We start from the raw sequence: 24,972 nt of genomic DNA, 5'->3' as shown, positions 1-24,972 counted from the left end.
ACGATAGAACTTAAATAGTACTGAACTTTCTGATGTCAATCCTGATCGGCCCGCCTCCCCGGCTTTCATCTCGCTCACTCTGCGTCCGGCGCTTTTGGCGCGGCGTCATCGCGCTTATCGTCACGATGGCCGTGCCAGCCACAGTGCCCGCGACCGTGGCGACCAAACCCTTCGCGGCGCTGCTGAATAAACGCCTCACGCTGTTCGGGCGTCACGTTCATCCAGAGCTCGTGCATCCGGCGGTGCGCGCCAAACTTCCCCGGGCGAAACCCCAGCCCACCGAACAGAATGCGGCTCAGCACCAGAATGCCCAGCGCCTGCCAGAAACCAATGGCCTTCACGCCGAGGATCGCCGGGAGCAAGGCGTTCCACAGGGACATCACCAGCAGACCGAGCACGATGAAAATCACCGCGCCGATGACTAAGCCCTTACCCATGCGGTGGCGACCGAATCCGCGCCCGTGGCCTCTGCCGTGCATTTCAAAAACTCTAATGGCGTTTACAGTAACTGATTATGGCGTGTGATGAGGTAGACGGATGAGGATGGGAAATATTGCTGGGGTGAATAATTTTTTTGTGGTTTGGGCTAATATAATTACTTGAAGCAGTAATGCCCGCTTGGGGGGTTATCCAAGCGGGCATTTATTAAATTTCTTTTATCAAATCGTCAAGTGATGATTGCCTTTTCATCTTTTCATCAGAAAGATCGTTGGTAGCAGTAACTATTCCAACAGCTCTACCGAATAAAGCCACAACATCCGCGTCATGTTTTGAGAATTTATCAATAATCTTTTTGCAATACAATTCCATTTTTTTGGAGTTTGGCTTTGGTGCGACTTTCCCGCCTACTAAGATACAAGCGATCGCAATAATATGCCATTTATACTTCCTAATATTTTGAGGGATATCTGCATTTGAAGTTAATAAATTAAAACGGTATAGTGCCAGGCAAGCCGTGTAATAAACAACTTCTTTAATATCATCCGCAAAAATTTTTTCAGCAAGTTGCTCATACATACGTTGAGGATAACGATATGCAAGATCAGGTCTTCTAAAGAAAACTGAAGCCACGCATTTAACAGCAAGATGCAGCGGGAAAATTCTTATTGCAGGTATATCACGGCCTGCAAATTGTCTATCCCGTCTTTCTAAATATAACCGGGCATCTTCCCCATCAAAAGAATCAAAATAAGCTTCAACTTTTTTTGCAATTGGCTTTAGAGAAAGGAACTGATTTTCATCAACCTTAGTTTGACTGTTTGTAGCCCTCACTAATTCAGAGAAAACATCCTCGTTTGAGGTCTCAACTATTTTCAAGTTAAGCATCATATTACTGTCCAAGATTTCCCTGTATTCATAGAGAACGTTGGATGTTTGACATCCATTAACCACTTGGAAGTTTTCGAGATGGATGTTGTTGTTCTGAACCCTCACGTCAGGACTAACAATAGTAATCCCATTATTTAGAACAGGAAATCTTGATGCGGCTTCTTTATTTCTTATCGTTTCGGCAATTTTGGCATTAACACTATTATCCACTCCAAGAAATGATCTTACATTCTCAAAGAAAACGTGACCTCTGAGAGTGCCATCTTCAGTTAATAAAAGGTTATTTACATAGTCTTCAGCTTTTACCACAGCCAGATAAGCCTCATCGATTCCATTTATTGATGGTAGAGGTGCTAAACTAAAAGTTGGTAGTTCTGCATTTATATTAGAATAAGTGCTAACCCATAATTTTGTTAATTTATCGCGATCAATAAATTCTATATTTACCTCTGAAAAGAAACCAAGATCATCTAGTTCTGAAGCGAATCTTTTTTTTGCTGTTTCAAGTTCTTTCGGTGATTTATATACACCTGTAGCTACATACTTAACAAATATTTTTGGTTTACCATCTCGAATTTTTGGCACATTTTTAATGGTTACATCGAATATTTTACGAGCGTTATTTTGCAATTCATCAACAACGTGATACACTTCTTCAACGTTGACGAATTTTAATACAGACTCCTTGAATTTTAAAAAGTCCCCTAAGTCATATGACTCACTAGTTTTTGATTGAATGAAATGGATTTCAACATCATGGTTTCGTTTTGGTTTTTCAAAAATGGTATTTGTATCTTCTGGGGATAGACATAGTTCTTCATCAATTATTATTGCTATCCCATCCGTTCCATCATCAGACTCACTTGTGGTTACATCATCAAGCTCAAAGTCAGTGCAAATATGAGGCGTCAAAATTGCTTTATTGGAAAACATTTCGAATTGAACATCTTGATCTAATGATTCAACACCAAAGCTTTTTGCAAAATTTTCGAGATGAGCCTGGATTATCCTGTGCATGATATTCCCTCAGAAGTAAGATATTTGAATAAGATGGAAAACATAAAGAAACTACCACTGATTGATAAATTATTCAATAACCATGTTAGCACACAATGCTATTCTGTGAGAGTTCACCCAATTCGTATCGTTCAGATAACATCCGTCCATTACAAAGTGTACCTTTCTTAAATATTGTCAGCTCTCTATAGGGATAACACAGGGAGTTAAAACCGTTTTATTCTATAAACGATTAGCCCTCAGATTTCACATCAAATCCCCTAGTTTCAAGGTGTGGCGCATAAATATCAGCCTATTAAATCATATAAAGGCTCCCTTAGGAGCCTCCCTTTAAAATCAAGCCTGCACCGGCAACCTAAAACTCGCAATACTCCGTGAAAGCTGCTGCGCCTGCTCCTCCAGCGAGGCAGCTGCCGCCGCGGACTGCTGTACCAGCGCGGCGTTCTGCTGGGTCACGCCATCCATCTCAGTTACCGCCTGCCCGACCTGGCCGATCCCGCGGCTCTGCTCTTCGGAGGCGACGGAGATCTGCTCCATTAGCGTATTCACTTTATTCACCGACGAAATGATCGAATCAATCACCTCGCCCGAGCGGCTCACCAGCTCCGCACCGTTTTTCACGCTGGAGACCGACTGCGCAATCAGGCTTTCGATATCTTTAGCCGCCACCGCGCTTTTCTGCGCGAGAGTGCGCACTTCGCTGGCAACGACTGCAAAGCCGCGGCCCTGCGTTCCGGCGCGCGCCGCTTCAACCGCCGCGTTCAGCGCCAGAATGTTGGTCTGGAAGGCGATGCTGTTGATCACGCTGGTAATGTCTTCGATGCGCTTCGAGTTCGCCGCGATGGTATTCATCGTGTCGATGACTTCACGGGTTACCGCTTCGCCGGTGTGGGCATTGTTCACCGCGTCCTGCACCAGTTTTCCGGCCTGATAGACATTATCGGTATTGTTCGCCACCGTCGCGCTCAGCTCCTCCATGCTCGCCGCCGTCTGGGTCAACGCGGAAGCCTGCTGCTCGGTACGAGAAGCCAGATCGATATTTCCGGCGGCAATCTCCTGCGCCGCGTGCGTCACGGTATGGCTCGCATCGCGCACCTGGGCGATGGTCGCCAGCAGTGCCTGACGCATCTGCTCCATCGAACCCATCAGGTGGTCGATTTCGTTGCTTGAACTCCCCTTCACCGGCACCGGAACATCCAGCTTGCCCGCTGCAATCTGGCTGCAGTGCTCGCGCGCCAGGTTGACCGGGGCAAAGACAAAGCGCTTCATGAAGATGCTGACTGCAACGATCACCACCACAAACAGGCTGGCAATAACTGCAATCATCACCAGGCCGGAGACGAAATTGCTGCTCGCATCCTCGTTCAGGCTTTTAGCGTATTTCTGGTGGACCGAAAGCACCTGGTCGAGCACGATTTCGTACTGACGATCGAGACGGGAAACTTCCGGGATCAGCGCGTCAAATTTGGCGACATCGTGCGCCGCAGCGGCATCGATCAGCGGCGCCAGCCCCTGGTTGCGGTAGTTTTGCCAGGCGTCCTGATAGGCACTCACCATCGGTGCTTCATCCGTCAGACGCGGCGAAGCCATAAACGCCGCAAAGGCATTGTCCGCTTTGGTCAGCGCCTCTTTCACTGCGGCAAGCTTTGCAGACTCGTCCGCCGCGTTGCCCGCTTCCACCATCTTCACGTACTCCATCACCCGCACGCGCAGCGTACGGCTGTGGTTGATGGGGTCAATAATGGACAGCACCACCTGGATCTCTTTGTTGACGTTATCCAGCGAGTTATTACTTTTAATGATGAGGCCAACGCTCGTCACGGTGCTGACGATAAAGAACAAAAGCAGCGAGAACAGGACAATCAGGGACGACTTTTTCAACGACATAAACCAATACCTCAAGGAGAATTATTCCTTATGGTTATCGGCGCTTCCAAAACTTAAATTAATTAAAGTTATTGATGTATCGAACGACGCTATACCCCTGACTTATAGCGCCGCTGCAGGGTGGCATCCAGCTTGCGCTGCAATGGCTGCGGCGTCTCCCCTTCGATCAATTTGCCAATCAGATCAAAGCAGTGCCACGCCAGCTGGCGGTTGTCCTGACGAATGGTATCCACCGGGATCGTCAGTGAATCGTAGAGATAGTGATCGTCAAAGCTGGCTAATCTGATATCGCTTTGCAACAGGTTATGCTGGCCCATATAGCGCAGCACCCCTTCCAGCAGCCCGCAGGCGGCGGTGAAAAGCGCTTTTGGCGGACGCCCCAGGCGGGCGCAAAGTTCGGCAAACATCTCGTACCCGGAGCTCGGGTGGTAGTTACCGTGAATGATCCACTCGGGGCGAAGCTCCACGCCGGCCTCTCGCAGACCTTGCTTAAAACCGTCCAGACGGTCGCGCGTCGGAGACAGGCGCGGCTGGCCGCCGAGGAAGTAGAATTCATCCGGATGCTGGCGCGCAATGTCCGCTACCAGCGCCGCTGTCGGGGAAATGGAGTCGGTGATCACCAGCGGCAGCGCACTGTCGTTCATGTGCCGGTCAAAAAGCACCACGGGCAGCTGCTCACTCAGTTTCAGGTAGTCCGCATCGGTCAGCATGCTGGAGGCCACAATCAGCCCGTCCACCTGACGCGCCACCATGTTGTTCACCACCACCGTCTCCTGCCCTGGGTTTTCATCGCTGCAGGAGATAAGCAGCTGAACGCCGGCCTCGCGGCACAGCGTCTCCAGCTCGTGAGAAAAGACGGCGAAACCGTAGTTGGTAATCTCAGGAACGACAAGACCAATGGTGTGGCTGCGGTTATCGCGCAGCGAGCGGGCGTGAATGCTGGGCTGATAGTGGTGCTCTTTTGCAATCGCCAGCACGCGCTCGCGCGTCTCTTCCGCCACGCGAAGCTCTTTGCTGCGCCCGTTCAGGACCAGGCTGGCGGTGGCTTTTGACACACCCGCCAGCTCCGCGATGTCTTTAATGGTGACGCGTTTTGTTTTTCTCACAACGACTTAGATCCGGCTGCCAAAACCCTCATTCTATCATGCAGGCGCGCAGCGACCAGTAGCGTAATGTGATGTCGGACGCACCTTCGAATCGCACCCGGGTCCGATGGTCAGGAAAATAGCGGCTGCTCATCACCCCTTCACCGTGATTGATGAAAATTTCAACGCTGGAGCAGTCGCACAGAACGCGTAAATGACGAACCTCACCCTGCCAGTAGCGGGTCAATGTTTCACCGGTTTTCAGGCTCGCGCGTTCAAGGCGTAAACCCTGCTCATCGGCCGTGAGGCGCAGCGCGCCTGCGAAATCGACATTCACCTGCGATGCACCCAGCTCAAACTCCAGGCGCGTCGCGTCCAGTTCCGGCGCCTCGCTGGCGCGCCCCTGCCAGCGCTGCTCATCTTCACGCAGCGCCGCCAGCTCGCGCGCCGGGGTCTGCCAGAGCCTGCCGTCGCGATAGCTGAGTTCGCGCGGGCAGGTCATCAGGTGCATCCAGCCGTGAGCACGCGTCGGCTGAAGCATCTCTTCCCCGTCTGGTACGCCCATCCAGCCGATCATAATGCGGCGTCCGTCTTCTGCTAACGTAGTTTGCGGGGCGTAGAATTCAAAGCCCGCGTCCAGCTCGTGAAGCTCGCCGTGATCGAATGCGGCGCTGGCATAATCAAACGCACCGCTCATCCAGGTGGCCGGATAGGTATTGAGGTAGCGATGCGGCTCGCGCGCCAGCCCCTGCGGGCAGCAGATCAGGACGTGCGTTCCGTCGAGGGCGAACAGGTCCGGGCACTCCCACATATACCCCGCTTCCGTCAGGCCGTTGACGCCGTGACCAGCGATCTCCCCGCAGGACGTCCAGGCATGCAAATCGGCTGATTTAAACAGCAGCACCTTGCCGCGCTTTTGCACATCCTGCGCACCCAGCACCATGTACCACTCCCCGTCGTGCTGCCATACCTTCGGGTCACGCACGTGGCCGGTGTAGCCTTCCGGCAGCGCCAGCACCGGCCCCAGCTTCGTAAAGGTTCCGTCCTGCTGCTCCACGGCGAGGCACTGCCAGGCGGTGCGGCTGCCGTCATCAAACTTAACGTTGCCGGTGTAGCACAGCGTGAGAACGCCGTGATTGTCCACGGCGCTACCTGAGTAGCAGCCGTTGCGGTCATACTCTTCGTCGGGCATCAGCGCCAGCGGCTCATGCTGCCAGTGCACCAGGTCCGCAGAGCTCCAGTGCCCCCAGCATTTAAAGCGATGCTCGCAGGCCAGCGGGTTCCACTGATAAAACAGGTGGTAGCGTCCGGCAAACCAGATAAACCCGTTCGGGTCGTTCATCAGCCCCGTCACCGGCGCGGGGTGCCACTGCGGGTAATGGCTATCCGCCAGCGCCCGCGGCTGCCCTTTCATAACAGCCTGCAGGATCGCAGGCCAGCGGGAAAGTTGCGTCATTATTCAGAGTCCGTTTTATATTTCAGCAGCAGCGAGACGGTAAACGCCACGCCGAAGGCAATCACCATGCCGATAATATAGTTAAGGAGCGAGCTGGCCTGAACGATAGCCATGCCCGGAATGGCGGTCAGCCCGACGGCGGTCATGTAGACATGCACTGACACCACCCAGGCTCCGCCCGCCGCGCCGCCGATCAGCGCCGCGATAAACGGCTTCACGAAGCGCAGGTTGATACCAAAAATGGCCGCTTCGGTAATGCCCAGCATCGCAGAAAACGCCGACGGTAAGGTAATGGCTTTGATTTTCGCGTCTTTGGTTTTGAACCACACCGCCAGACAGGCGCCGCCCTGCGCCACGTTCGCCATGGCCCAGATCGGCAGCAGGAAGTTTACGCCAATCGACGGGTTACCCAGCAGCCCGGCTTCAATCGCGTGGAAGCTGTGGTGAATACCGGTGATCACAATCACTGAATACAGCCCGCCGAACAGCAGCCCGGCCAGCCAGCCCGCGTGTTCAATCAGCGTGCTCAGAATAAAGGAGATGCCGTCGCCCAGCGCGCGCCCTGCCGGGCCGATAATCAGCAAGGCGATGAAGCCAGAGATAACGACGGTGAGGAACGGCGTCAAAATCAGATCCAGCGCGTCCGGGATCGCGCGGCGCAGGTTTTTCTCGACGATGCTCATAAACCAGACGGCCAGCAGCACCGGGAATACCGTGCCCTGGTAGCCAATCATCGCGATCTCAAGGCCGAAGAAGTTCATGGTGTGGAAGCCGGAGGCCACGCCCCAGGCGTTGGTCAGCGCCGGGTGGGTCAGAATGCCGCCCAGCGTCGCGCCCAGATACGGGTTCCCGCCAAATTCCCGCGCCGCGGTAAAGCCGATCAGAATTGGCAGAATGATAAACGCCGCCGAGCTGCACATGTCCAGCATGATGTAGAGGGCGTTATCCGCATTGACCCAGCCGTAGGTTTTCACCATGCCGAGCAGGCCCATCAGCAGGCCGGACGCCACAATGGCGGGAATGATCGGGACAAAGATATTGGAAAGCAAACGCGCAATGCGCTGGAACGGGTTCAGCTTGCGCGCCGCGATATCCGCCGCTTCAGACTTGCTGGACTCGCTAATCCCCGCCGCCTGAATAAACGCGGCGTAGACCTTATTCACCACGCCCGTGCCGAAAATGACCTGCATCTGCCCGGCGTTATGAAAACAGCCCTTCACGCCCTCGACCTTGCCAATCGCCTGCCGATCGGCAAGCGCGTCGTCGACCAGCACCAGACGAAGACGCGTAGCGCAGTGCGCGGCGCTGGCGATATTTTCCTTGCCGCCCAGCAGCGGAATAAGCTCGCGGGCGATTTGATTAACATCCATAGATACCTCTGCCTGACTTCTTTTTATGATGTGCGAAACGCCCCCGCCGGGCGGGAGCGTGATGGGTTAAAACCAGGTTTCCATCTGGACCCCAAAGTTCCATTCCCCGCCAGCGTTGAAGCCGCTGCTGCCAAAGGCATCATCGCTGGCGTAATTATCCAGTTTGCTGCTCCAGTCCATCCAGGTGGCAAACAGGCGCAGCTCCGGGCGGCTGAAGAAATCGCCGATTTTGCTCGCTTTTAACGTTGGCGCAAAGGTCAGCTTGTAGAAACTGCCGTTAACGGCGTTACGGTCCTTATAGCCTTCCGGGTGTAAATCCATGTACTGATAGCTTCCCTCAAACGCCAGCGCGAAGTTCTGGGTCACCTCTTTAATCAGGCGGGTGTTGAGCGTCACCCACTCATAGCTGTCGCCCTTGACGTAGCGATCTTTGCTGCTCTGCGCCAGCACGGCAGGCGCGATACTCCAGCCACCGCCAACAGGCGTGACACCGTAACTTGCGAAGCGCCAGGTATCGGCATCAGACAGCAGCGCCCCGTCGGAACCGATGCTCTTAACTTCTGCGCCCAGGCCGTGACCGTACAGCAGCGCCGTTTTGGCACTCCCTTCCCGCAGGCCGTAGAAGCTCTCGTTGTGCAGTCCCACCAGGGCATGAACGCCGTTATTGGCCGCGTCGGTTTTGATGAGATCGCCGTTAGCGTCTTTACGGTCGTCGTTATCCTTCGCCCGCAGGCCGCTCACCATCACCTGCAGCGGCCCGGCGAAATGGTTCATGCTGAGGATGTAGTTCTGAACGTTATTGTCGGTCTGCTCCACGCTGCCAAAGTTGCGGCCGTAGATCGAGAAGTTGCTGCGCAGCGAGTCGTTCCACTTCACGTCGTAGACGCCGCCGCCGGTACCGGCCAGGAATACCACGTCGGAATCCAGCCAGTGAATATCAAAGTTGTCGCGGTCGAAGCGTTTACCCGCCCAGAATGTGCTGCCCTTGAGCGCGCCGGTAAAATCAGGCAGGTTACCCAACTCCGCAAAGGCCTGGCGAATATTGAGATCGCTGGTATCGGCTGACCAGTCGTTATAGGTTCGCTGACCGTCGGCCAGCATCGCCTTGAAGCGCGTGGTCGCCCCGTTATCCAGGGTTTGCTTGTGCTCCAGGTTCAGCTCGACGTAGGTGTCGGCTTCGTTACCCAGACGCCCTACCGCACCGCCGGTTTCCCCGGCTGGCGTCAGGTACGGACCGCTTTTGCTGCTGGAGGCCGCGTCGTTCATCAGCAGGCCGGAGCGGGCATAGCCGTGGAACTCAAATCCGCTGCTCTGATCCGCTTTTTTCTCCAGCGCGGCGGTACGCTGCGCCACCGCCTGGGTTGTGGTTTGCGTCTGCTGCTGGGCGGCAACCAGCTGCTGCGTTTTTTGTTCGGCTTCGGTGGCGCGTTTTTCGGCGACCTGCGCACGCGCTTCAGCAGCCTGAAGGCGCTGCTCCATCGCGGCAAGGCGCGCTTCGATACTTGTCATATCCGTCTGGGCAAAAACAGAGGTACTGCCGGCCAGCATGCCTATCATCACGGCAAGTCTGCGTTTTTTATACATTTTGTCGCATCCCTAAAAGTATTAATCGAACGTGCTAAATTGCTAAACCGGTTTAGGCTGCTGATACTAAACCCGGGAATTTTGGATCGGCAATCTTTTTTGCTAAACCGATTTAGTAAGTGTGATCGAGGCGACAATTCAGGCCGCCGGACGGCGGCCAGTGAAGGAAGGATTACAGGTCGTGCTGCCAGGGCAACGCGGTCATCGCCCCCTTTGCCGTGGTGGCTAACGCGCCACAGCGCTGGGCTAAGGCGATTGCCGGGACCAGCTCCTGACCGGCGGCCAGCCCGTAGAGCAGCCCGGCTACGAAGGCATCGCCCGCGCCAGTGGTATCGACACATTGCACAGGGGTAGCCGGATAGTGTTTCACCGCACCCTGATGCCAGGCGATAACGCCCTCTTTTCCCTGGGTGACCAGCACCAGGCGCGCCGGGCAGCGCTGCATCAGCGTGTTCAGACCTTCTTGTACATCCGCATCGCCGGTTAAAAATGCCAGTTCCTCAACGGAGAGCTTGACCACGTCGGCGCTCTGCAGGGCCTGTTCCAGGCAGAGACGCAGCGCGTTCTTATCCGGCCAGAGATCCGGGCGAATATTGGGGTCGAAGCTCACGTAGCCGCCCGCCTTCCGGATGGCGTCCATCGCCTGAAAAGTCGCCGAGCGGCTCGGCTCTGCGCTTAGCGCGATGGAACAGACGTGCAGCCACTCGCCCGCGCTGAAGGTCGGCAGGTCGGCGGGTTCCAGAAACAGATCGGCGCTCGGGCGCACCATGAAGGTAAACGAGCGTTCGCCGTGGTCGTCCAGAACCACCACCACCGTAGAGGTGCGGTGCGCCGGGTCAAGGCGCATATGCTTCACGTCGACCCGCTCGTCAGCGAGCGTTTTCGCCATAAAGCGCCCGAAAGGATCGTCGCCAACCCTGCCGATAAACGCGCTTTTGCCCCCCAGCCGGGCAATGCCCACCGCGACGTTTGCCGGTGCGCCACCGGGGCACTGCAGTAATTTCCCTTCGCCATCGGGCAATAAATCCACCACCGCATCGCCAAGTACCCAGATTTTTTCCATGTGATCCTCTTAGCTAAACTATGTTAAACCGTTTTAGCTATTTAAGCACAGGCAGGGAAAAGGGGAAATAACGCGGGAGGAAAATTGCCTAACGCTTCAGATGCGGCCAGCGAATATCGCCAACGCCGTTAAGCTGCGGACGGGCAAACAGGAAGCCCTGGAAGCGGCGGATCCCGGCAGATTCTAACCAGCACCACTCCTCTATTTTCTCGATCCCTTCGGCCACCAGGGTAATTTCAAGATCGGAGCAGCAGCTGATGATGGAGCGCACAATCGCCTGCTTCGGGCCGCTGAGATGGATATCGCTGATGATTTCGCGATCGATTTTGATTTTATCCGGCTGGAAGCGGGTCAACAGCGAAAGCCCGGCATAGCCGGAACCGAAATCATCAATCGCCAGGCCAACCCCCTCACCGCGAAGCCGTTTTATGGCGCTGTTAAACTGGTTAAACCCGGAGATCATCTCGTTTTCAGTGACTTCAATGACCACCTGCTCCGGCTGAAGGCCATGTTTTTTAATCTCATCGACCAGAAATTCCACCGCGCCAGGGACATTCACCAGCGACATGGGCAGCAGGTTTACCGCGATTTTATGGCTACCAATGCCCAGCTTTTCCGCCAGCGCGAAGGCATACGCTTTCGTCTGGAGATCGACTTCATAGATTTTCGCCGGGTCCAGGGAGCTGAAGAAATGTTCCGGGCTGCCGCCGTCATTGCTACGGATAAGCGCCTCAAGGGAGCTTATTTTCCCTTCCGAGGGCTCGACAATTGGCTGCAGCGCAAACTGGCAGGTTTGCCCGGCAATCAGGCCAAGATGTTCGCCAAAGGGTAGCGCTTCGGTCGAGAGCGTCCATTTGTCCGAGGTGTAACGCGTCCCCGACGGGGCCGGACGTTTACCGGTTATAAAGGTCTGAATAAATTTGAACACCCGATCGTCGGAGGTCAGATAGCTGTCCAGCTTGCTGTAGCGCAGCACCGACTGCAGCACCTCTTTCGGCGACTGCGTTTGCAGGTCGAACAGCAGCATCCCGACGTTTTCGAAGCGTCTGCGCGGACCATAGTCCCGCAGCAGTTCTACCACCCCGCTGTGCCGCTTGTCCTCACGGATGGTATGGAACAGTTTGACCACACTCTCTTCCGACCCTTCGAGGATCTGCAGAACCTCATTCCCATTAGCCAGGAGGACGCCGGTAATATCCAGTTTTGTGTTGCGGCCCCTGGCGCGCTCCACCAGCTCCCGCAGCTCGGTGGACGGGCGGGATAAATTCAACTGGCTTCGGTAGATCAGTGTCGTCAGCACAAAAAGGGGTTCCAATGAGAAAGAGAGGTGCCTTGAAGCTACTATGTAACATACTTAATCAATGCGACCTAACATATTCACGCAACAAGGGAACGTTACTTTTCCGCGTCCCCGATCCGGCTGTTAATTTTCTCCTGCATATAGTCGTAAAACGGGTTCGAGGTGACCCGCATAAGCGCCTCTTTACCAACGCTCAACACGGACGTTTCTCCCCACAGCGCAATTGTCCCCAGGCTTATCCCGTAGCGGTTTTTCACCCCAGGCTCACGGCCATAGAGATCGTCATCCGGCGGGAACGGCACGGCAACGTGCGACAGCGAATAGACATCCTGCGGCCAGGTCTGCACAAGCGGCACAACCGTCTCCCGCGTGCTGCCTGCTGGCGTTGTTTTCGCCACCGTCGAGAAACTGTGTGCGTCCGCATTGGTAATAATCGTGACACCGTAACGCCTCTGCGAAACCGGCAGCAGCGCCGAGGTTGCCGTCCACGAGGACGGTTTGAACAGCGGACGGAAGCTCGCCGCCTGGTTGATGTCAAACATCACCAGCTCGCTACCGTTTGCCGGAAGCTGGTCAAACAGGCCGGTCACCACCGCGCGGGTGCTGACCGTAGAATCCATGACCGACTGGAACGCCAGCACAGGCGGCAAATTCACCAGCCTGTTCTCCCGCGCCTTGCGGCCAATCTGCTCCTGCAGGGCCTTCGTCAGCAGCCACGACTGGCGGGCGGCGTTCACCGGGAACGAGTTGTATTTATACGGGTTATATTCCGGAGAGATATTCAGCCACGCCGCTTTGGCAAACGCCGGCAGCAGCGCGGGTAGCCCTGCAAAACCGGCAAAACGCGCAAAGGCCGTTACGCCGATCATTGGTGAGAGCAGGATTACCTGCTGCGGTCGACGAAGCGCAGAGGAATCCAGCGCATCGAGAGCATATTTCATCGCCAGCGCCCCGCCGTTGGAGTACCCCACCAGATGCAGCTGCACGTTATTCCCCGTCAGGCGCGTGGCTTCCCGCACGGCAAGACGCGTCGCCGCGAGCCACATCTCCCAGTCAACGTCGGTTAGCGCGCCGGGCGCGGTGCCGTGTCCGGGCAGGCGCGGAACCACGGCCACGAAACCATGCTGTTGATAATTTTCGGCAAGGTGCCTGACGCTGTAAGGCGAGTCAGTCAGTCCGTGCAGCAATACCACCGCGCCACGAGGTTTTCCTGCTGGCATCAGAACAAACGAACGGTTGGCATCGGGCGTGAACTGTCCCGGCCAAACCAGGCTCTGGCGATAATAGCGGTTTAGCGGCGTTTGTTCCTCGCCCGCTGTTTTCGCCGTCACCGCCCTATCAAGCTCGGCGAAAATGGCGTTTTCCCGGGCAACATACCCGGCAAAGTTGGCGTTATCGAGTTCACGCACGGACATCTCGTTCGCCCGCCAGGTGTGCCAGAGGTGCAGGTCCGGCCCCTGCTGCGAGAGATAGACCCGCACCGCCAACAGGACGACCAGGACGATCCCCACGACCATCCCTGTTTTCTTTGCAAGCGCCGTCAGGCGCACGCTGATTCGCCAGGGCAAATTCGCCATGCCGGGATCCCTTTTGTGTTCACTGTCCTTTTATCTTATCAAAAATGTGAACGGACTGACGTATTCATCAAATTCATACCTGCCGCGTCAGCCGCTGCACCAAAAGTGAACTACGCTGCACAAATGTTGATCATTGGTTAACTAAATATTGCGTGAAATTAACAGCACGGCGGGTTTTTTACCTCACCGTGAACATGGCACGCGTCGTGCATTGTTAACCCGGTAACACAAATCCAGCTTTTGACAGCCAGTTAACAGCGAGGCGGTATGACGACGAAACCCGAGATGTTGAGCCGTATCGAAGCGACGTTCAGCCAGCTCACTCCCAGCGAAAAGCGGGTCGGGAGCTGGCTGCTGGCGCACGCCGCACAAATCCCGTTTGAAACCGCGGAAAGCGTCGGTCTGGCGAGCGGGACCAGCGGGATCACCGTCGGACGCTTCCTGCGCAAGCTGGGGTATCGCAACCTGGAAGATGTCAAAAAGAGCCTGCGCGATCCGTATCAGCCCTGGGGCATGAACGAGCGGCTGGACTCCTGGCAGCAGCAGCGTCCCCTGCCCAACCGCCTTCAGCATGCCCTCTCGCTGGAGGTGGACGCCATTACGCAGGTGTATCAGCTGGCGCAAACGGACGCCTTCTGTCAGGTGGTGCACAACCTGGCCCACGCCGACGCGGTGTTTGTGCTGGGGATCCAATCCACGCGCGGGATCGCCAACGCCTTCTTCAGCCATCTCGAGTACCTTCGCCCGCGCGTGAGCTATTCCGAAGGCGCGTCCGGCAGCTGGGTGGAATCCCTCAACTCCGGGTTTTCGCACCCTTACGTTGTGCTGACCGATACGCGAACCTACTCCACGATGGCCCGCCAGTACTGCCGCGTGGCGAGCGAAAAAGGGATCCCGCTGGCCTTAATCACCGACATCTGGTGCCCGTGGGCGCGGGATTACCCGATGGATTTACTGCAGGTGAAAACCGATACCGGTCATTTCTGGGATTCGCTTGCCCCCGTGAGCTGTCTGTTCAACCTGCTGCTGTCGGGCGTGGTGGAAGCGCTGGGTGATACGCTCCCGGCGCGTCTGGCGGTAAACCGACAATTACAACAAGAGTTTGGTCAATTCGAACGCTAAAGGAGCGGAGCTATGCCCGATGAGAGTGAACTGATTGACGTGGCGAAGACGTTTCCCACGCTGCATATCGATCTGAAGTACGCCACCGCCGACAACATCACCGGCAGGCCGATCTATCAGGAGGAGCTGTGCCTGCTGCATACCGACGCCGCCACCGCGCTGGCAAAAGCCATCAGCATTGCCGCCCTGGCCGGGCTGAAGCTGGTGGTGTACGACGCCTACCGGCCGCAGCAGGCGCAGGCCCAGCTGTGGGACGCCTGCCCGAACCCGGAGTATGTGGTCGACGTGGCAATTGGCTCCAATCACAGCCGCGGTACGGCCATCGACGTCACGCTGATGGACGAGCATAACAGCGTGCTGGATATGGGCGCCGGTTTTGACGAAATGCATGACCGTTCGCATCCCTATCACCCTTCCGTACCCCCGCACGCCCAGCGCAACCGTCTGCTGCTGAATGCCATCATGTTCGGCGGCGGTTTTGTGGGGATTAGCAGCGAATGGTGGCACTTCGAACTGCCGAACGCCGCCAGCTAGCCGCTGCTTGAAGACCGTTTTGCCTGTTTTCCCCTGACGCACACCTCTCTTTAACCTGGAGCACTGCCATGAAAACATCGCTTCTCACGACCCTGATTGCCGCCACGCTGGCGTTGAGCGCCCCGCTGGCGCTGGCCGCCGTCCCGAAAGACATGCTGGCGATCGGTAAAGCCGCCGACCCGCAAACGCTCGACCCTGCCATCACCATCGATAACAACGACTGGACCGTCACCTATCCTTCCTACCAGCGTCTGGTCAAGTACAAGCCCGGCTCTACCGAGGTGGAGGGCGATCTGTCGACGGGCTGGAAGGCGTCCGACGACCAGAAAGAGTGGACCTTTACCCTGGCGGATAACGCCAAATTCTCCGACGGCACGCCGGTCACCGCCGAAGCGGTCAAGCTCTCCTTTGAGCGCCTGCTGAAGCTCGGCCAGGGGCCGTCTGAAGCCTTCCCGAAAGATCTGAAAATTGATGCCGTCGATGACCACACGGTGAAATTCACCCTCAGCCAGCCGTTCGCGCCTTTCCTCTACACGCTGGCAAACGACGGGGCGTCCATCATTAACCCGGCGGTGCTGAAGGCCAATGCCGCGGACGACGCGCGCGGTTTTCTGGCGCAAAACACCGCCGGTTCCGGGCCGTTTATGCTGAAGAGCTGGCAGAAAGGCCAGCAGCTGATCCTGGTGCCGAACCCTCACTGGCCGGGCGCGAAGCCGCACTTTAAGCGCGTCTCGGTGAAAATTATCGGCGAGAGCGCTTCGCGCCGACTGCAGCTTTCCCGCGGTGACCTGGACATTGCCGACTCTCTGCCGGTCGATCAGCTGGCGGCCCTGAAGCAGGAAGGCAAAGTCGCCGTCGCGGAATACCCCTCCCTGCGCGTGACCTATCTCTATCTCAACAACAGCAAAGCGCCGCTCAATCAGGTGGATTTACGCCGGGCCATCTCCTGGGCGACGGACTATCAGGGAATGGTAAAAGGCATTCTGAGCGGCAACGGCAAGCAGATGCGCGGCCCGATCCCGGAGGGCATGTGGGGCTTTGACGCCGCGGCAATGCAGTACAGCTTCGACGAGGCCAAAGCCAAAGCGGCGCTGGAGAAGGTCAAAGACAAACCCGCCAGCCTGACCTTCCTTTACTCGGACAACGATCCGAACTGGGAGCCTATCGCCCTCTCCACTCAGGCGAGCCTCGGCAAGATCGGCATTAACGTCAAGCTGGAAAAACTGGCCAATGCCACCATGCGCGACCGCGTCGGCAAAGGCGATTACGACATTGCCATCGGCAACTGGAGCCCGGACTTTGCCGACCCGTACATGTTCATGAACTACTGGTTCGAATCGGACAAAAAAGGGCTGCCGGGCAACCGCTCGTTCTATGAGAACAAAGAGGTGGATTCGCTGCTGCAGGCCGCGCTGAAAACCACTGACCAGGCGGAACGCACCAAAGATTACCAGCAGGCGCAAAAGGTGGTGATTGACGAAGCGGCCTACGTCTATCTGTTCCAGAAGAACTACCAGCTGGCGATGAACAAAGAGGTCAAAGGCTTCACCTTTAATCCGATGCTCGAGCAGGTGTTCAACATCGCCACCATGAGTAAATAACGGTTCTCGCTGGGGGAAAGCGTATGACGTTCTGGAGCATCGTGCGCCAGCGCTGCTGGGGGTTACTCCTGGTGGTGGCCGGTGTCTGTATTATTACCTTTATTATTTCACACATGATCCCCGGCGACCCGGCGCGTCTGCTGGCGGGCGATCGCGCCAGCGACGAAATCGTGCAGAACATTCGCCAGCAGCTGGGGCTGGATCGGCCGCTGTATGTGCAGTTTGGCCGCTACGTGGACGCCCTGGCCCACGGTGATTTAGGCACCTCCATCCGTACCGGACGCCCGGTTGCGGAAGACCTGAAGGCCTTTTTCCCCGCCACGCTGGAGCTGGCCTTTTGTTCTTTGCTGCTGGCGCTGGTTATCGGCGTGCCGCTGGGGATTTTGTCGGCGGTGTACCGCAACCGCTGGCTGGATCACCTGGTGCGTTTAATGGCGATGACCGGGATTTCCACGCCTGCATTCTGGCTTGGGCTGGGCGTGATTGTCCTGTTCTACGGGCATCTGCAGATTCTGCCGGGCGGCGGCAGGCTGGACGACTGGCTCGATCCGCCGACGCACGTCACCGGGTTTTATCTGCTGGACGCCCTGCTGGAAGGCAACGGTGAGGTCTTTTTCAACGCGCTGCAGCACCTGATTTTACCCTCGCTGACGCTGGCGTTTGTTCACCTGGGCATCGTGGCGCGCCAGGTGCGCTCGGCGATGCTGGAGCAGCTTAGCGAGGACTACATCCGCACCGCACGCGCCAGCGGGCTGCCCGGCTGGTACATCGTCCTGCGCTACGCCCTGCCGAATGCGATGATCCCGTCCATTACCGTGCTCGGACTGGCGCTGGGCGACCTGCTTTACGGCGCCGTCCTGACCGAAACCGTCTTTGCCTGGCCGGGTATGGGCGCCTGGGTGGTGACGTCCATTCAGGCGCTGGACTTCCCGGCGGTGATGGGCTTTGCCGTCGTCGTTTCGCTGGCCTACGTGCTGGTTAATCTGGTGGTCGATCTGCTTTACCTGTGGATTGACCCGCGAATCGGGCGCGGAGGTGCCGAATGATGTTAACGCAGGAAACACCCGTCCCGGTGAAAACCGCCAGACAACGCATCAACTGGGCAAAGCTGTTCTGGATGCTGCGCCAAAGCCCGCTCACGATTGTCGGCGGCGTCATTATGATCGCGATGCTTTTGCTGATGGTGACCTCGCCGTGGATAGTGCCGCATGACCCGAACGCGCTGGATCTCACCGCCCGCCTGCAGGCACCTTCTGCGCAACACTGGTTTGGCACCGATGAGGTGGGACGCGACCTGTTCAGCCGCGTGCTGACGGGCAGCCAGCAGTCGATTACCGCCGGGCTGGCGGTGGTGGTGATTGCGGGCGGCATTGGCTCGCTCCTGGGCTGTTTGTCCGGCGTACTGGGCGGGCGCGGCGACGCCGTCATCATGCGGGTGATGGACATTATGCTCTCGATACCTTCCCTGGTACTGACCATGGCGCTGGCCGCCGCACTCGGGCCGAGCCTGTTTAACGCCATGCTGGCGATTGCGATTGTCCGCATTCCGTTTTACGTCCGCCTGGCACGCGGGCAAACCCTGGTGGTGCGTCAGTTTACCTACGTGCAGGCCGCCCGCACCTTTGGCGCCTCCCGCTGGCATTTGATCCGCTGGCACATCCTGCGCAACGCCCTGCCGCCGCTGATTGTGCAGGCGTCGCTGGATATCGGCAGCGCCATCCTGATGGCCGCGACGCTGGGGTTTATTGGCCTGGGGGCGCAGCAGCCGACCGCCGAATGGGGCGCGATGGTGGCCGTCGGCCGTAACTACGTTCTGGACCAGTGGTGGTACTGCGCGTTTCCCGGAGCGGCGATTTTGATTACCGCCGTGGGCTTTAACCTGTTTGGGGATGGCATCCGCGATCTGCTGGATCCGAAGTCAGGAGGTAAACAGTGATGACCGAACCGGTACTCAATATTGAAGACCTGCATCTGAGCTTCCCGGTTTTTCGCGGGGAGGTTCATGCGCTGAACCACGTTTCGCTTGAGATCGGCAGGGGCGAAATTGTCGGCGTGGTGGGCGAATCAGGTTCGGGCAAATCCGTTACCGCCATGCTCGCCATGCGCCTGCTGCCAGAGGGCAGCTACCGTATTCATCACGGTCAGGTGAGATTACTCGGTGAAAACGTCCTGACGGCGTCCGAGAAACAGCTTCGCCAGTGGCGCGGCGCTAAAGTGGCGATGATTTTTCAGGAGCCCATGACCGCCCTAAACCCGACACGGCGGATTGGCAAACAGATGGTGGAGGTGATTCGCCAGCATCAGCCGCTTTCCCGGCGCGAGGCGCAGCAGAAGGCGATCGCCCTGCTGGAAGAGATGCAAATTCCGGACGCGAAGGAGGTCATGGCACGTTATCCGTTTGAACTCTCCGGCGGCATGCGCCAGCGGGTGATGATCGCCCTTGCCTTCTCCTGCGAGCCGGAGCTGATCATCGCCGACGAGCCGACCACCGCGCTGGACGTGACCGTCCAGCTCCAGGTGCTGCGTTTACTGAAGCATAAGGCGAAGGCCAGCGGCACCTCGGTGCTGTTTATCAGCCATGATATGGCCGTAGTGTCCCAGCTCTGCGACAGAATGTACGTAATGTATGCGGGCAGCGTGATAGAGAGCGGTGCCACGCAAACGCTGATCCACCGCCCTGTGCATCCCTATTCTATCGGCCTGCTGCGGTGCGCGCCGGAAAACGGCCAGCCGCGCGATCTGCTGCCCGCCATTCCCGGAACGGTGCCCAACCTCAGCCAGCTTCCGCAGGGGTGCGCTTTCCGCGAGCGCTGCTTTGCCGCGGGGGCAAAATGCAGCGAAACGCCGCGCCTGCAGCCGCATGGCGCAGAGGGCCAACTGGCTGCCTGCTGGTATCCACAACGGGAGAAACACCATGTCTGATGTACTGCTGGAACTGGATAGCGTGCACGTGAACTTTGCGGCGCGCAAAAACTGGCTGGGCCGCGTGACGGAACGGGTCCATGCGCTCAACGGGCTGGATCTCCAGATCCGTCGGGGCGAAACGCTGGGCGTTGTCGGGGAATCCGGCTGTGGGAAAAGCACGCTGGCGCAGCTGCTGATGGGGATGCTTAAACCCAGCGCCGGCGCATGCCAGCGTACCCACCATGCCGGTGGCATGCAGATGGTGTTTCAGGATCCGCTCTCCTCGCTCGACCCTCGATTGCCGGTCTGGCGCATCATTACCGAGCCGGTGTGGGTGCAAAAACGCAGCAGCGAGCGCGAGCGCCGTCAGCTGGCGGCGGATCTGGCGCTGCAGGTGGGCATTCGCCCGGAATATCTCGACCGCCTTCCACACGCCTTCTCCGGCGGGCAGCGCCAGCGCATTGCCATCGCCCGGGCGCTTTCGTCCGACCCGGATATCATCGTGCTCGATGAACCCACCAGCGCGCTGGATATCTCCGTGCAGGCGCAAATCCTCAACCTGCTGGTGACGCTACAGCAGCAGCGTAATCTGACCTACGTACTGATCTCGCATAACGTCTCGGTGGTCAGACACATGAGCGACCGCGTGGCGGTGATGTATCTCGGACAGATTGTGGAGCTGGGCAGCGCCGCGCAGGTACTTGGCGAGCCGCGCCACCCCTATACCCGCCTGCTGCTCGATTCGGTTCCCCGCACCGGAGAGCCGCTGGATGAAACGCTGGCGTTACGCAAAACGGAGCTTCCCGGCAACCGTCACCTGCCCGAAGGCTGTTTTTTCCGCGACCGCTGCCCGATGGCCGCGCAGGGGTGCGAACGTCCTCAGCCGCTACAGCCCTCTCGCGAGGGCCGTCACGTTCGCTGCTGGCGCAGCCTGGGTTAAATTTGCGCCATCCCGCCGTCCACAAACAGTTCGGTGGCGTTGATAAAGCTGGCCGCGTCGGAGGCCAGAAACGCCACCGCTTTACCCACCTCGAGCGGCGCGCCTAAACGTCCGAGCGGCACCTGCGCGGCCAGCGCGTCGTACAGCCCCTGACGATGTTCTTCCGGCACCAGATCGCCGAGACCAGGCGTTTTGATCGGACCCGGGCTCACCACGTTGACGCGGATCCCACGGCCCTGCAAATCCAGCGCCCAGGAGCGGGCAAAGTTGCGCACGGCGGCCTTGCTGGCGCTGTAGACGCTAAAGTTTGCCGTCCCCTTAACCGACACCGTCGAGCCGGTCAGAATGATCGACGAGCCTGTTGATAACAGCGGCAGCGCCTTCTGCACCGTGAACAGCACCCCGCGGACGTTGGTGCCGAAAATCCGGTCAAACTGCTCTTCGGTTATCGCGCCCAGCGGCAGCATATCGCCGCCACCCGCATTGGCGAACAGAATATCGAGACGGCCTTCTTCTTTGGCTATCCGGGCATAGACCTCGTCCAGGTCCGCCAGTTTTGACACGTCAGCGCGAATGCCCAGTGCCGTTGAAGCGATTTCAGCCACCGCCGCGTCCAGCTCGGCCTGACGTCGTCCGGTGATGTACACCTTCGCGCCCTGTGCCGCCAGCTCCTGCGCCGTGGCAAGACCGATGCCGGTGCTGCCGCCGGTGACCAGTGCGATTTTGCCTGAGAGAGTCGTGTTCATCTCATTTACCTTTTGTTGGGTTTGCGTTGGACAAACTTTAGCCCTTGCGGGATTAGTGAAAAACCGGCAAAAATGAAAATGACTATTCACACACAGAAATAATCAGGGGGTCCTAATGGACCAGCTCATGGCGATGCGCGCTTTTACCCGGGTGGTGGAAACCGGCAGCTTTACCCGCGCGGCGGACTCGCTGAATATGCCGATCGCCACCCTGAGCAAACTGGTTAAATCCCTTGAGGCGCACCTGGCGATACGTCTCCTTCACCGGACGACTCGTCGGGTGGTCACAACGCCTGAAGGGCTGGAATACTATGAAAAAGCGCGCCGGGTGCTGATTGATATCGAAGATATCGACACCTCGTTTCGCGTTTCCCGCGCGACGCCCAAGGGACATTTGCGGGTTGACGTGGGCGGTTCCACCGCACGGGACGTGCTCATCCCCCTGCTGCCGGATTTTATGCAGCGCTACCCGGATATCCGTATCGATCTTGGCGTGGCCGATCGTCCGGTCGATCTTATCAGCGGTAACGTAGACTGCGTGATCCGCGGCGGCCCGCTGAACGATTCAACACTTATCGCACGTCATCTCGGTGACGCTCAGATGGTCACCTGCGCGACGCCGGGTTACCTTAAAAACCACGGCGTTCCGGCCTATCCACAGGAGCTGCGCAACGGCCACAAGCTTGTTAGTTATCTCTCTCCCGTCACCGGGCGGCCGTTTCCGTTTCGCTTCCGGCAAAACGGTGAGGCGCTGGAAATCACTCTTCCGCACTATCTCGGCGTCAATGAAAGTAACGCTCATCTGGCGGCTGCCGCGGCGGGTCTGGGGATCGTTCAAACCTTTGAGTATTCAGCAAAGACCTATTTGCAGGCGGGAGCGCTGGTGGCGATTCTGGGTGACTGGCAGCCTGCCGCGTACCCGTTTCACGTGGTCTACCCGCAGAACCGGCATTTGACGCACAGACTGAAGGTGTTTATCGCATGGCTGGCGGAGGTGTTCCCCGCCGCGCTGAAGGGATAGCCGGGCACAAACCCGGCTGTGATTTAGTTAAGCTTATAGTCCAGGGTAATTTCGGCCTTGAGCAACTGCGACACCGGACAGCCCGCTTTGGCTTTCTGAATAATGCCGTCAAACTGCTGTGGCGCAATGCCCGGTACGGTGACCTTACTTTGCAGCGCAACCTTAGTGATGGCAAATCCGCCATCGGTTTTATCCAGAGAGACATCCGCGGTCGTATCAATCGAATCAGCGGTATAGCCCGCTTCACCCAGCATCAGCGACAGCGCCATGGAAAAACAAGCCGCATGTGCCGCGCCGATCAGCTCTTCCGGGTTGGTCCCCTTTTCACCCTCAAAGCGGGTGTTAAAGCCGTAAGGCTGTTGGTTGAGAACGCCGCTCTCGGTGGAAACCGTTCCTTTCCCGCGCTTAATGTCGCCAGACCAGTGTGCCGAACCGTGCTTATGAATCGTCATTCTTGCTCTCCTTTTGGCTTACAAAGGGTTAAGTATAGACTACACATCTGACACGCCCTGGAACACAGACGATTCCGTGTCTTTCACCTGCTGTACCGACAACAAGGATAATGATATGACGCTAAAAATCAGGATGGCCGTCGCGGTAGCCACGCTGGCTCTCTCTCTTTCTTCACTGGCCAAAACGCCGGAAAACTTTATCTATACCAGCTCAGGCGACCTCGACGCGGCGCTCCCGCTGGTTGCGCGTGGCGACATCGGCGGCGTGCAGATCGTGTACAACTGGCGCCAGCTTGAACCCGAGAAGGACAGCTATGACTTCTCGCGGATTGAGCAGGATCTGGCGCGTCTTAAGGCCGCCCGGAAAAAACTCTTTATTCAGATCCAGGATCGTTTCTTTGAGCCGGACGCCCGCTACGTTCCGGACTATCTGATGCACGATAAGCAATACAGCGGCGGGATTGCGCCGCAGTTTGATAACCCCGGCGAGGGCAAGCCTGTCGGCGCGGGATGGGTAGCGCGTCAGTGGGACCCCACGGTGCGCCAGCGCTACCAGGCACTGCTGGCAGCGCTCGCAAAACGCTTTGATGGCGAGGTGTATGGCGTAAACCTGCCTGAAACCGCGATTGATATTGACGAGAAAAATCCGCCAGCGGGCTTCACCTGCGACAGCTATTTCGCGGGTGAGATGGAAAATCTGGCCTTTGCGCGCAAGGTTTTTCAGAAATCACATGTGGTGCAGTACGTGAACTTCTGGCCGTGCGAGTGGGATAACGACCACAACTATATGGGACGTCTTTTTGCGTATGCCATCGCCAACAATATCGGCCTGGGCGGGCCGGACATTGTGCCCAACCGCAAGGCGCACATGAAGAATGCCTATCCCTTCTTCCATAAAAATAAACAGGCGCTGCCGCTCATCGCCATGGCGGTTCAGGAGCCGACTCTGACCTATAAGGATCCTCAGACCGGAAAACCGTTCACCAAAGCCGAGTTTGTCCGCTTCGGCGAAAATTATCTCGGGGCCAATATTATTTTCTGGAGCACGGCCTCTCCCTGGCTAAAGGCAAAATAATCGCCCCTCAGGCAAGGTGGCGGGACAGTTCGTCAAGAAACACGCGCAGCGCGGCAGGCTGGTATTCCCGTGACTGATAAATGCCGTGGATGGCAAGCGGTTTCGGCTCCAGCGACGCCAGTACCGACACCAGTAATCCCTGCTCAAGCGCGGCGCGCGCTTCGCGCTCCGGCAGCATGGTGATGCCGCAGTGCTCGATCGCCGCGTTCATGAGCAGTGAAGAGATACTGGCGCTCAGGTTGCCGCTGACGGCCACGCTCAGGCTTTCGCCTTCCGGGGTCAGGAAGTGCCAGGACTGCCCGGCGAAAAAGCTGTAGTGCAGGCAGTTATGCTGCGCCAACTCTTCGGGGCTGACGGGCGTGCCGTGCTGTGCCAGATACGCCGGCGAGGCGCAGAGCACCGATCGACACTCCCCCAGCCGGCGGGCGATCATGCCGGGCTCCGGGTTATCGGTAATGCGCACCGCGACGTCAATGCGCTCTCCCACCAGGCTGACCGGATGGTTGTTCACGTCCAGCTCAATGCGCAGCTGCGGATAGCGCGAGAGCAGGCCGGGCAGGACCGGCGCAATCAGGTGCATGGCGGTAAAGTGCGCGCAGGCTACCCGTAGCGTGCCGGACGGCAGATCTTTTTCCGACTGACCTTCGATTTCCTGCGAGATCTGCGAGAGCGTCCGCGTTTTTTGCAGCACCTTTTCCCCTGCCGCAGTCAGCGTCAGCTTGCGCGTGGAGCGGTTTACCAGCCGCGTCCCCGCCCACTTCTCCATTTGTTCAAGGTAACGGCTCACCATCGGCCGGGAAATGCCCAGCGCGCGGGCCGCCGCGCTCAGGCTTCCCAGCTCGCATATCCGGTTATAGACCTGAGCGGCAATAACGCGATCCATATAAGCTCCATCTGCTCGATTTATGA

At 57.6% G+C, this 24,972-nt stretch carries 22 protein-coding genes; 9 read left to right on the top strand and 13 right to left on the bottom strand.

The annotated features are described in order from the left end of the window. Positions 1–74: 74 nt before the first annotated feature. The 10 genes from APT89_RS04425 to APT89_RS04380 form a co-directional block, all read right to left on the bottom strand. Positions 75–494 carry a hypothetical protein gene (locus APT89_RS04425; protein WP_060571810.1) on the bottom strand — a complete coding sequence of 140 codons (420 nt, stop codon included), beginning with the start codon at positions 492–494 and terminating at the stop codon, positions 75–77. Positions 495–645: 151 nt separating this feature from the next. Then, positions 646–2,346: an AIPR family protein gene (locus APT89_RS04420; protein WP_060571809.1), complete on the bottom strand. Its 1,701-nt coding sequence runs from the start codon at positions 2,344–2,346 to the stop codon at positions 646–648. A 336-nt stretch (positions 2,347–2,682) separates the two neighbouring features. Then, a complete protein-coding gene (locus APT89_RS04415; RefSeq protein WP_060571808.1) occupies positions 2,683–4,233 on the bottom strand; it encodes a methyl-accepting chemotaxis protein in 1,551 nt (516 codons plus the stop codon). A gap of 89 nt (positions 4,234–4,322) precedes the next feature. Continuing rightward, positions 4,323–5,339, bottom strand: a complete 1,017-nt coding sequence (locus APT89_RS04410; protein WP_047365115.1) for a LacI family DNA-binding transcriptional regulator — start codon at positions 5,337–5,339, stop codon at positions 4,323–4,325. 28 nt (positions 5,340–5,367) lie between these two features. Continuing rightward, positions 5,368–6,774 (bottom strand): sucrose-6-phosphate hydrolase, encoded by a 1,407-nt coding sequence (locus APT89_RS04405; protein WP_060571807.1) that lies wholly within the window; start codon positions 6,772–6,774, stop codon positions 5,368–5,370. After that, positions 6,774–8,144, bottom strand: a complete 1,371-nt coding sequence (locus APT89_RS04400; protein WP_028013216.1) for a sucrose-specific PTS transporter subunit IIBC — start codon at positions 8,142–8,144, stop codon at positions 6,774–6,776. Before APT89_RS04400 ends, APT89_RS04405 begins: the two co-directional genes overlap by 1 nt. A 66-nt stretch (positions 8,145–8,210) precedes the next feature. After that, complete coding sequence (locus tag APT89_RS04395) at positions 8,211–9,728, bottom strand: carbohydrate porin (protein WP_028013217.1); 1,518 nt, start codon at positions 9,726–9,728, stop codon at positions 8,211–8,213. Positions 9,729–9,900: 172 nt separating this feature from the next. After that, positions 9,901–10,791, bottom strand: a complete 891-nt coding sequence (locus APT89_RS04390; RefSeq protein ID WP_060571806.1) for an aminoimidazole riboside kinase — start codon at positions 10,789–10,791, stop codon at positions 9,901–9,903. Between the two features lie 88 nt (positions 10,792–10,879). Further along, complete coding sequence (locus APT89_RS04385; protein ID WP_041909895.1) at positions 10,880–12,091, bottom strand: diguanylate phosphodiesterase; 1,212 nt, start codon at positions 12,089–12,091, stop codon at positions 10,880–10,882. 95 nt (positions 12,092–12,186) lie between these two features. Continuing rightward, positions 12,187–13,668: an alpha/beta hydrolase gene (locus APT89_RS04380; protein WP_060571805.1), complete on the bottom strand. Its 1,482-nt coding sequence runs from the start codon at positions 13,666–13,668 to the stop codon at positions 12,187–12,189. 267 nt (positions 13,669–13,935) lie between these two features. Between APT89_RS04380 and APT89_RS04375 the strand changes: the two genes are divergently transcribed. From APT89_RS04375 to APT89_RS04345, 7 genes are all read left to right on the top strand, one after another. After that, positions 13,936–14,790: a MurR/RpiR family transcriptional regulator gene (locus APT89_RS04375; RefSeq protein WP_060571804.1), complete on the top strand. Its 855-nt coding sequence runs from the start codon at positions 13,936–13,938 to the stop codon at positions 14,788–14,790. A gap of 12 nt (positions 14,791–14,802) precedes the next feature. Further along, positions 14,803–15,324 (top strand): D-alanyl-D-alanine dipeptidase, encoded by a 522-nt coding sequence (ddpX, locus tag APT89_RS04370; protein WP_060571803.1) that lies wholly within the window; start codon positions 14,803–14,805, stop codon positions 15,322–15,324. A gap of 68 nt (positions 15,325–15,392) precedes the next feature. Beyond that, positions 15,393–16,925, top strand: a complete 1,533-nt coding sequence (locus tag APT89_RS04365; RefSeq protein ID WP_060571802.1) for an ABC transporter substrate-binding protein — start codon at positions 15,393–15,395, stop codon at positions 16,923–16,925. Positions 16,926–16,948: 23 nt separating this feature from the next. After that, the gene (locus tag APT89_RS04360) at positions 16,949–17,971 is read left to right on the top strand and encodes an ABC transporter permease (protein WP_041909885.1); all 1,023 of its coding nucleotides are present in this window, start codon (positions 16,949–16,951) and stop codon (positions 17,969–17,971) included. Continuing rightward, the gene (ddpC, locus tag APT89_RS04355) at positions 17,968–18,861 is read left to right on the top strand and encodes a D,D-dipeptide ABC transporter permease (protein WP_041909883.1); all 894 of its coding nucleotides are present in this window, start codon (positions 17,968–17,970) and stop codon (positions 18,859–18,861) included. Before APT89_RS04360 ends, ddpC begins: the two co-directional genes overlap by 4 nt. Next, positions 18,861–19,847: an ABC transporter ATP-binding protein gene (locus APT89_RS04350; RefSeq protein WP_041909881.1), complete on the top strand. Its 987-nt coding sequence runs from the start codon at positions 18,861–18,863 to the stop codon at positions 19,845–19,847. Before ddpC ends, APT89_RS04350 begins: the two co-directional genes overlap by 1 nt. Then, a complete protein-coding gene (locus tag APT89_RS04345) occupies positions 19,840–20,769 on the top strand; it encodes an oligopeptide/dipeptide ABC transporter ATP-binding protein (protein ID WP_060571801.1) in 930 nt (309 codons plus the stop codon). Before APT89_RS04350 ends, APT89_RS04345 begins: the two co-directional genes overlap by 8 nt. Here the strand turns inward: APT89_RS04345 and APT89_RS04340 are convergent. After that, positions 20,766–21,515, bottom strand: a complete 750-nt coding sequence (locus APT89_RS04340) for an SDR family NAD(P)-dependent oxidoreductase (protein WP_060571800.1) — start codon at positions 21,513–21,515, stop codon at positions 20,766–20,768. The genes APT89_RS04345 and APT89_RS04340 overlap by 4 nt on opposite strands. Positions 21,516–21,630: 115 nt before the next feature. Between APT89_RS04340 and APT89_RS04335 the strand changes: the two genes are divergently transcribed. Then, a complete protein-coding gene (locus APT89_RS04335) occupies positions 21,631–22,536 on the top strand; it encodes a LysR substrate-binding domain-containing protein (RefSeq protein ID WP_060571799.1) in 906 nt (301 codons plus the stop codon). Positions 22,537–22,559: 23 nt separating this feature from the next. Here APT89_RS04335 and APT89_RS04330 read toward each other — a convergent pair whose 3' ends face one another. Continuing rightward, a complete protein-coding gene (locus APT89_RS04330; protein ID WP_028013230.1) occupies positions 22,560–22,988 on the bottom strand; it encodes an OsmC family protein in 429 nt (142 codons plus the stop codon). A gap of 115 nt (positions 22,989–23,103) precedes the next feature. Here APT89_RS04330 and APT89_RS04325 point away from each other — a divergent pair, with 115 nt between their 5' ends. Then, positions 23,104–24,063, top strand: a complete 960-nt coding sequence (locus APT89_RS04325; RefSeq protein WP_041909874.1) for a hypothetical protein — start codon at positions 23,104–23,106, stop codon at positions 24,061–24,063. 7 nt (positions 24,064–24,070) lie between these two features. Here APT89_RS04325 and APT89_RS04320 read toward each other — a convergent pair whose 3' ends face one another. Next, complete coding sequence (locus APT89_RS04320) at positions 24,071–24,946, bottom strand: LysR family transcriptional regulator (protein ID WP_060571798.1); 876 nt, start codon at positions 24,944–24,946, stop codon at positions 24,071–24,073. Positions 24,947–24,972: the final 26 nt, after the last annotated feature.

Origin of the sequence: Enterobacter sp. 50588862, assembly GCF_001462935.1 — a bacterium.
GTDB classification, from domain to species: domain Bacteria; phylum Pseudomonadota; class Gammaproteobacteria; order Enterobacterales; family Enterobacteriaceae; genus Enterobacter; species Enterobacter bugandensis.
This window is presented reverse-complemented; position numbering and strand designations above follow the sequence as displayed.

What these genes read in the sequence shown, in the direction of transcription:
- APT89_RS04320 (WP_060571798.1), bottom strand. Translation starts at nt 24,946, where the DNA reads ATGGATCGCGTTATTGCCGCTCAGGTCTATAACCGGATATGCGAGCTG.
- APT89_RS04340 (WP_060571800.1), bottom strand. Translation starts at nt 21,515, where the DNA reads ATGAACACGACTCTCTCAGGCAAAATCGCACTGGTCACCGGCGGCAGC.
- APT89_RS04415 (WP_060571808.1), bottom strand. Translation starts at nt 4,233, where the DNA reads ATGTCGTTGAAAAAGTCGTCCCTGATTGTCCTGTTCTCGCTGCTTTTG.
- APT89_RS04395 (WP_028013217.1), bottom strand. Translation starts at nt 9,728, where the DNA reads ATGTATAAAAAACGCAGACTTGCCGTGATGATAGGCATGCTGGCCGGC.
- APT89_RS04330 (WP_028013230.1), bottom strand. Translation starts at nt 22,988, where the DNA reads ATGACGATTCATAAGCACGGTTCGGCACACTGGTCTGGCGACATTAAG.
- APT89_RS04390 (WP_060571806.1), bottom strand. Translation starts at nt 10,791, where the DNA reads ATGGAAAAAATCTGGGTACTTGGCGATGCGGTGGTGGATTTATTGCCC.
- ddpC (WP_041909883.1), top strand. Translation starts at nt 17,968, where the DNA reads ATGATGTTAACGCAGGAAACACCCGTCCCGGTGAAAACCGCCAGACAA.
- APT89_RS04325 (WP_041909874.1), top strand. Translation starts at nt 23,104, where the DNA reads ATGACGCTAAAAATCAGGATGGCCGTCGCGGTAGCCACGCTGGCTCTC.
- ddpX (WP_060571803.1), top strand. Translation starts at nt 14,803, where the DNA reads ATGCCCGATGAGAGTGAACTGATTGACGTGGCGAAGACGTTTCCCACG.
- APT89_RS04405 (WP_060571807.1), bottom strand. Translation starts at nt 6,774, where the DNA reads ATGACGCAACTTTCCCGCTGGCCTGCGATCCTGCAGGCTGTTATGAAA.
- APT89_RS04420 (WP_060571809.1), bottom strand. Translation starts at nt 2,346, where the DNA reads ATGCACAGGATAATCCAGGCTCATCTCGAAAATTTTGCAAAAAGCTTT.
- APT89_RS04335 (WP_060571799.1), top strand. Translation starts at nt 21,631, where the DNA reads ATGGACCAGCTCATGGCGATGCGCGCTTTTACCCGGGTGGTGGAAACC.
- APT89_RS04380 (WP_060571805.1), bottom strand. Translation starts at nt 13,668, where the DNA reads ATGGCGAATTTGCCCTGGCGAATCAGCGTGCGCCTGACGGCGCTTGCA.
- APT89_RS04360 (WP_041909885.1), top strand. Translation starts at nt 16,949, where the DNA reads ATGACGTTCTGGAGCATCGTGCGCCAGCGCTGCTGGGGGTTACTCCTG.
- APT89_RS04345 (WP_060571801.1), top strand. Translation starts at nt 19,840, where the DNA reads ATGTCTGATGTACTGCTGGAACTGGATAGCGTGCACGTGAACTTTGCG.
- APT89_RS04400 (WP_028013216.1), bottom strand. Translation starts at nt 8,144, where the DNA reads ATGGATGTTAATCAAATCGCCCGCGAGCTTATTCCGCTGCTGGGCGGC.
- APT89_RS04375 (WP_060571804.1), top strand. Translation starts at nt 13,936, where the DNA reads ATGACGACGAAACCCGAGATGTTGAGCCGTATCGAAGCGACGTTCAGC.
- APT89_RS04365 (WP_060571802.1), top strand. Translation starts at nt 15,393, where the DNA reads ATGAAAACATCGCTTCTCACGACCCTGATTGCCGCCACGCTGGCGTTG.
- APT89_RS04350 (WP_041909881.1), top strand. Translation starts at nt 18,861, where the DNA reads ATGACCGAACCGGTACTCAATATTGAAGACCTGCATCTGAGCTTCCCG.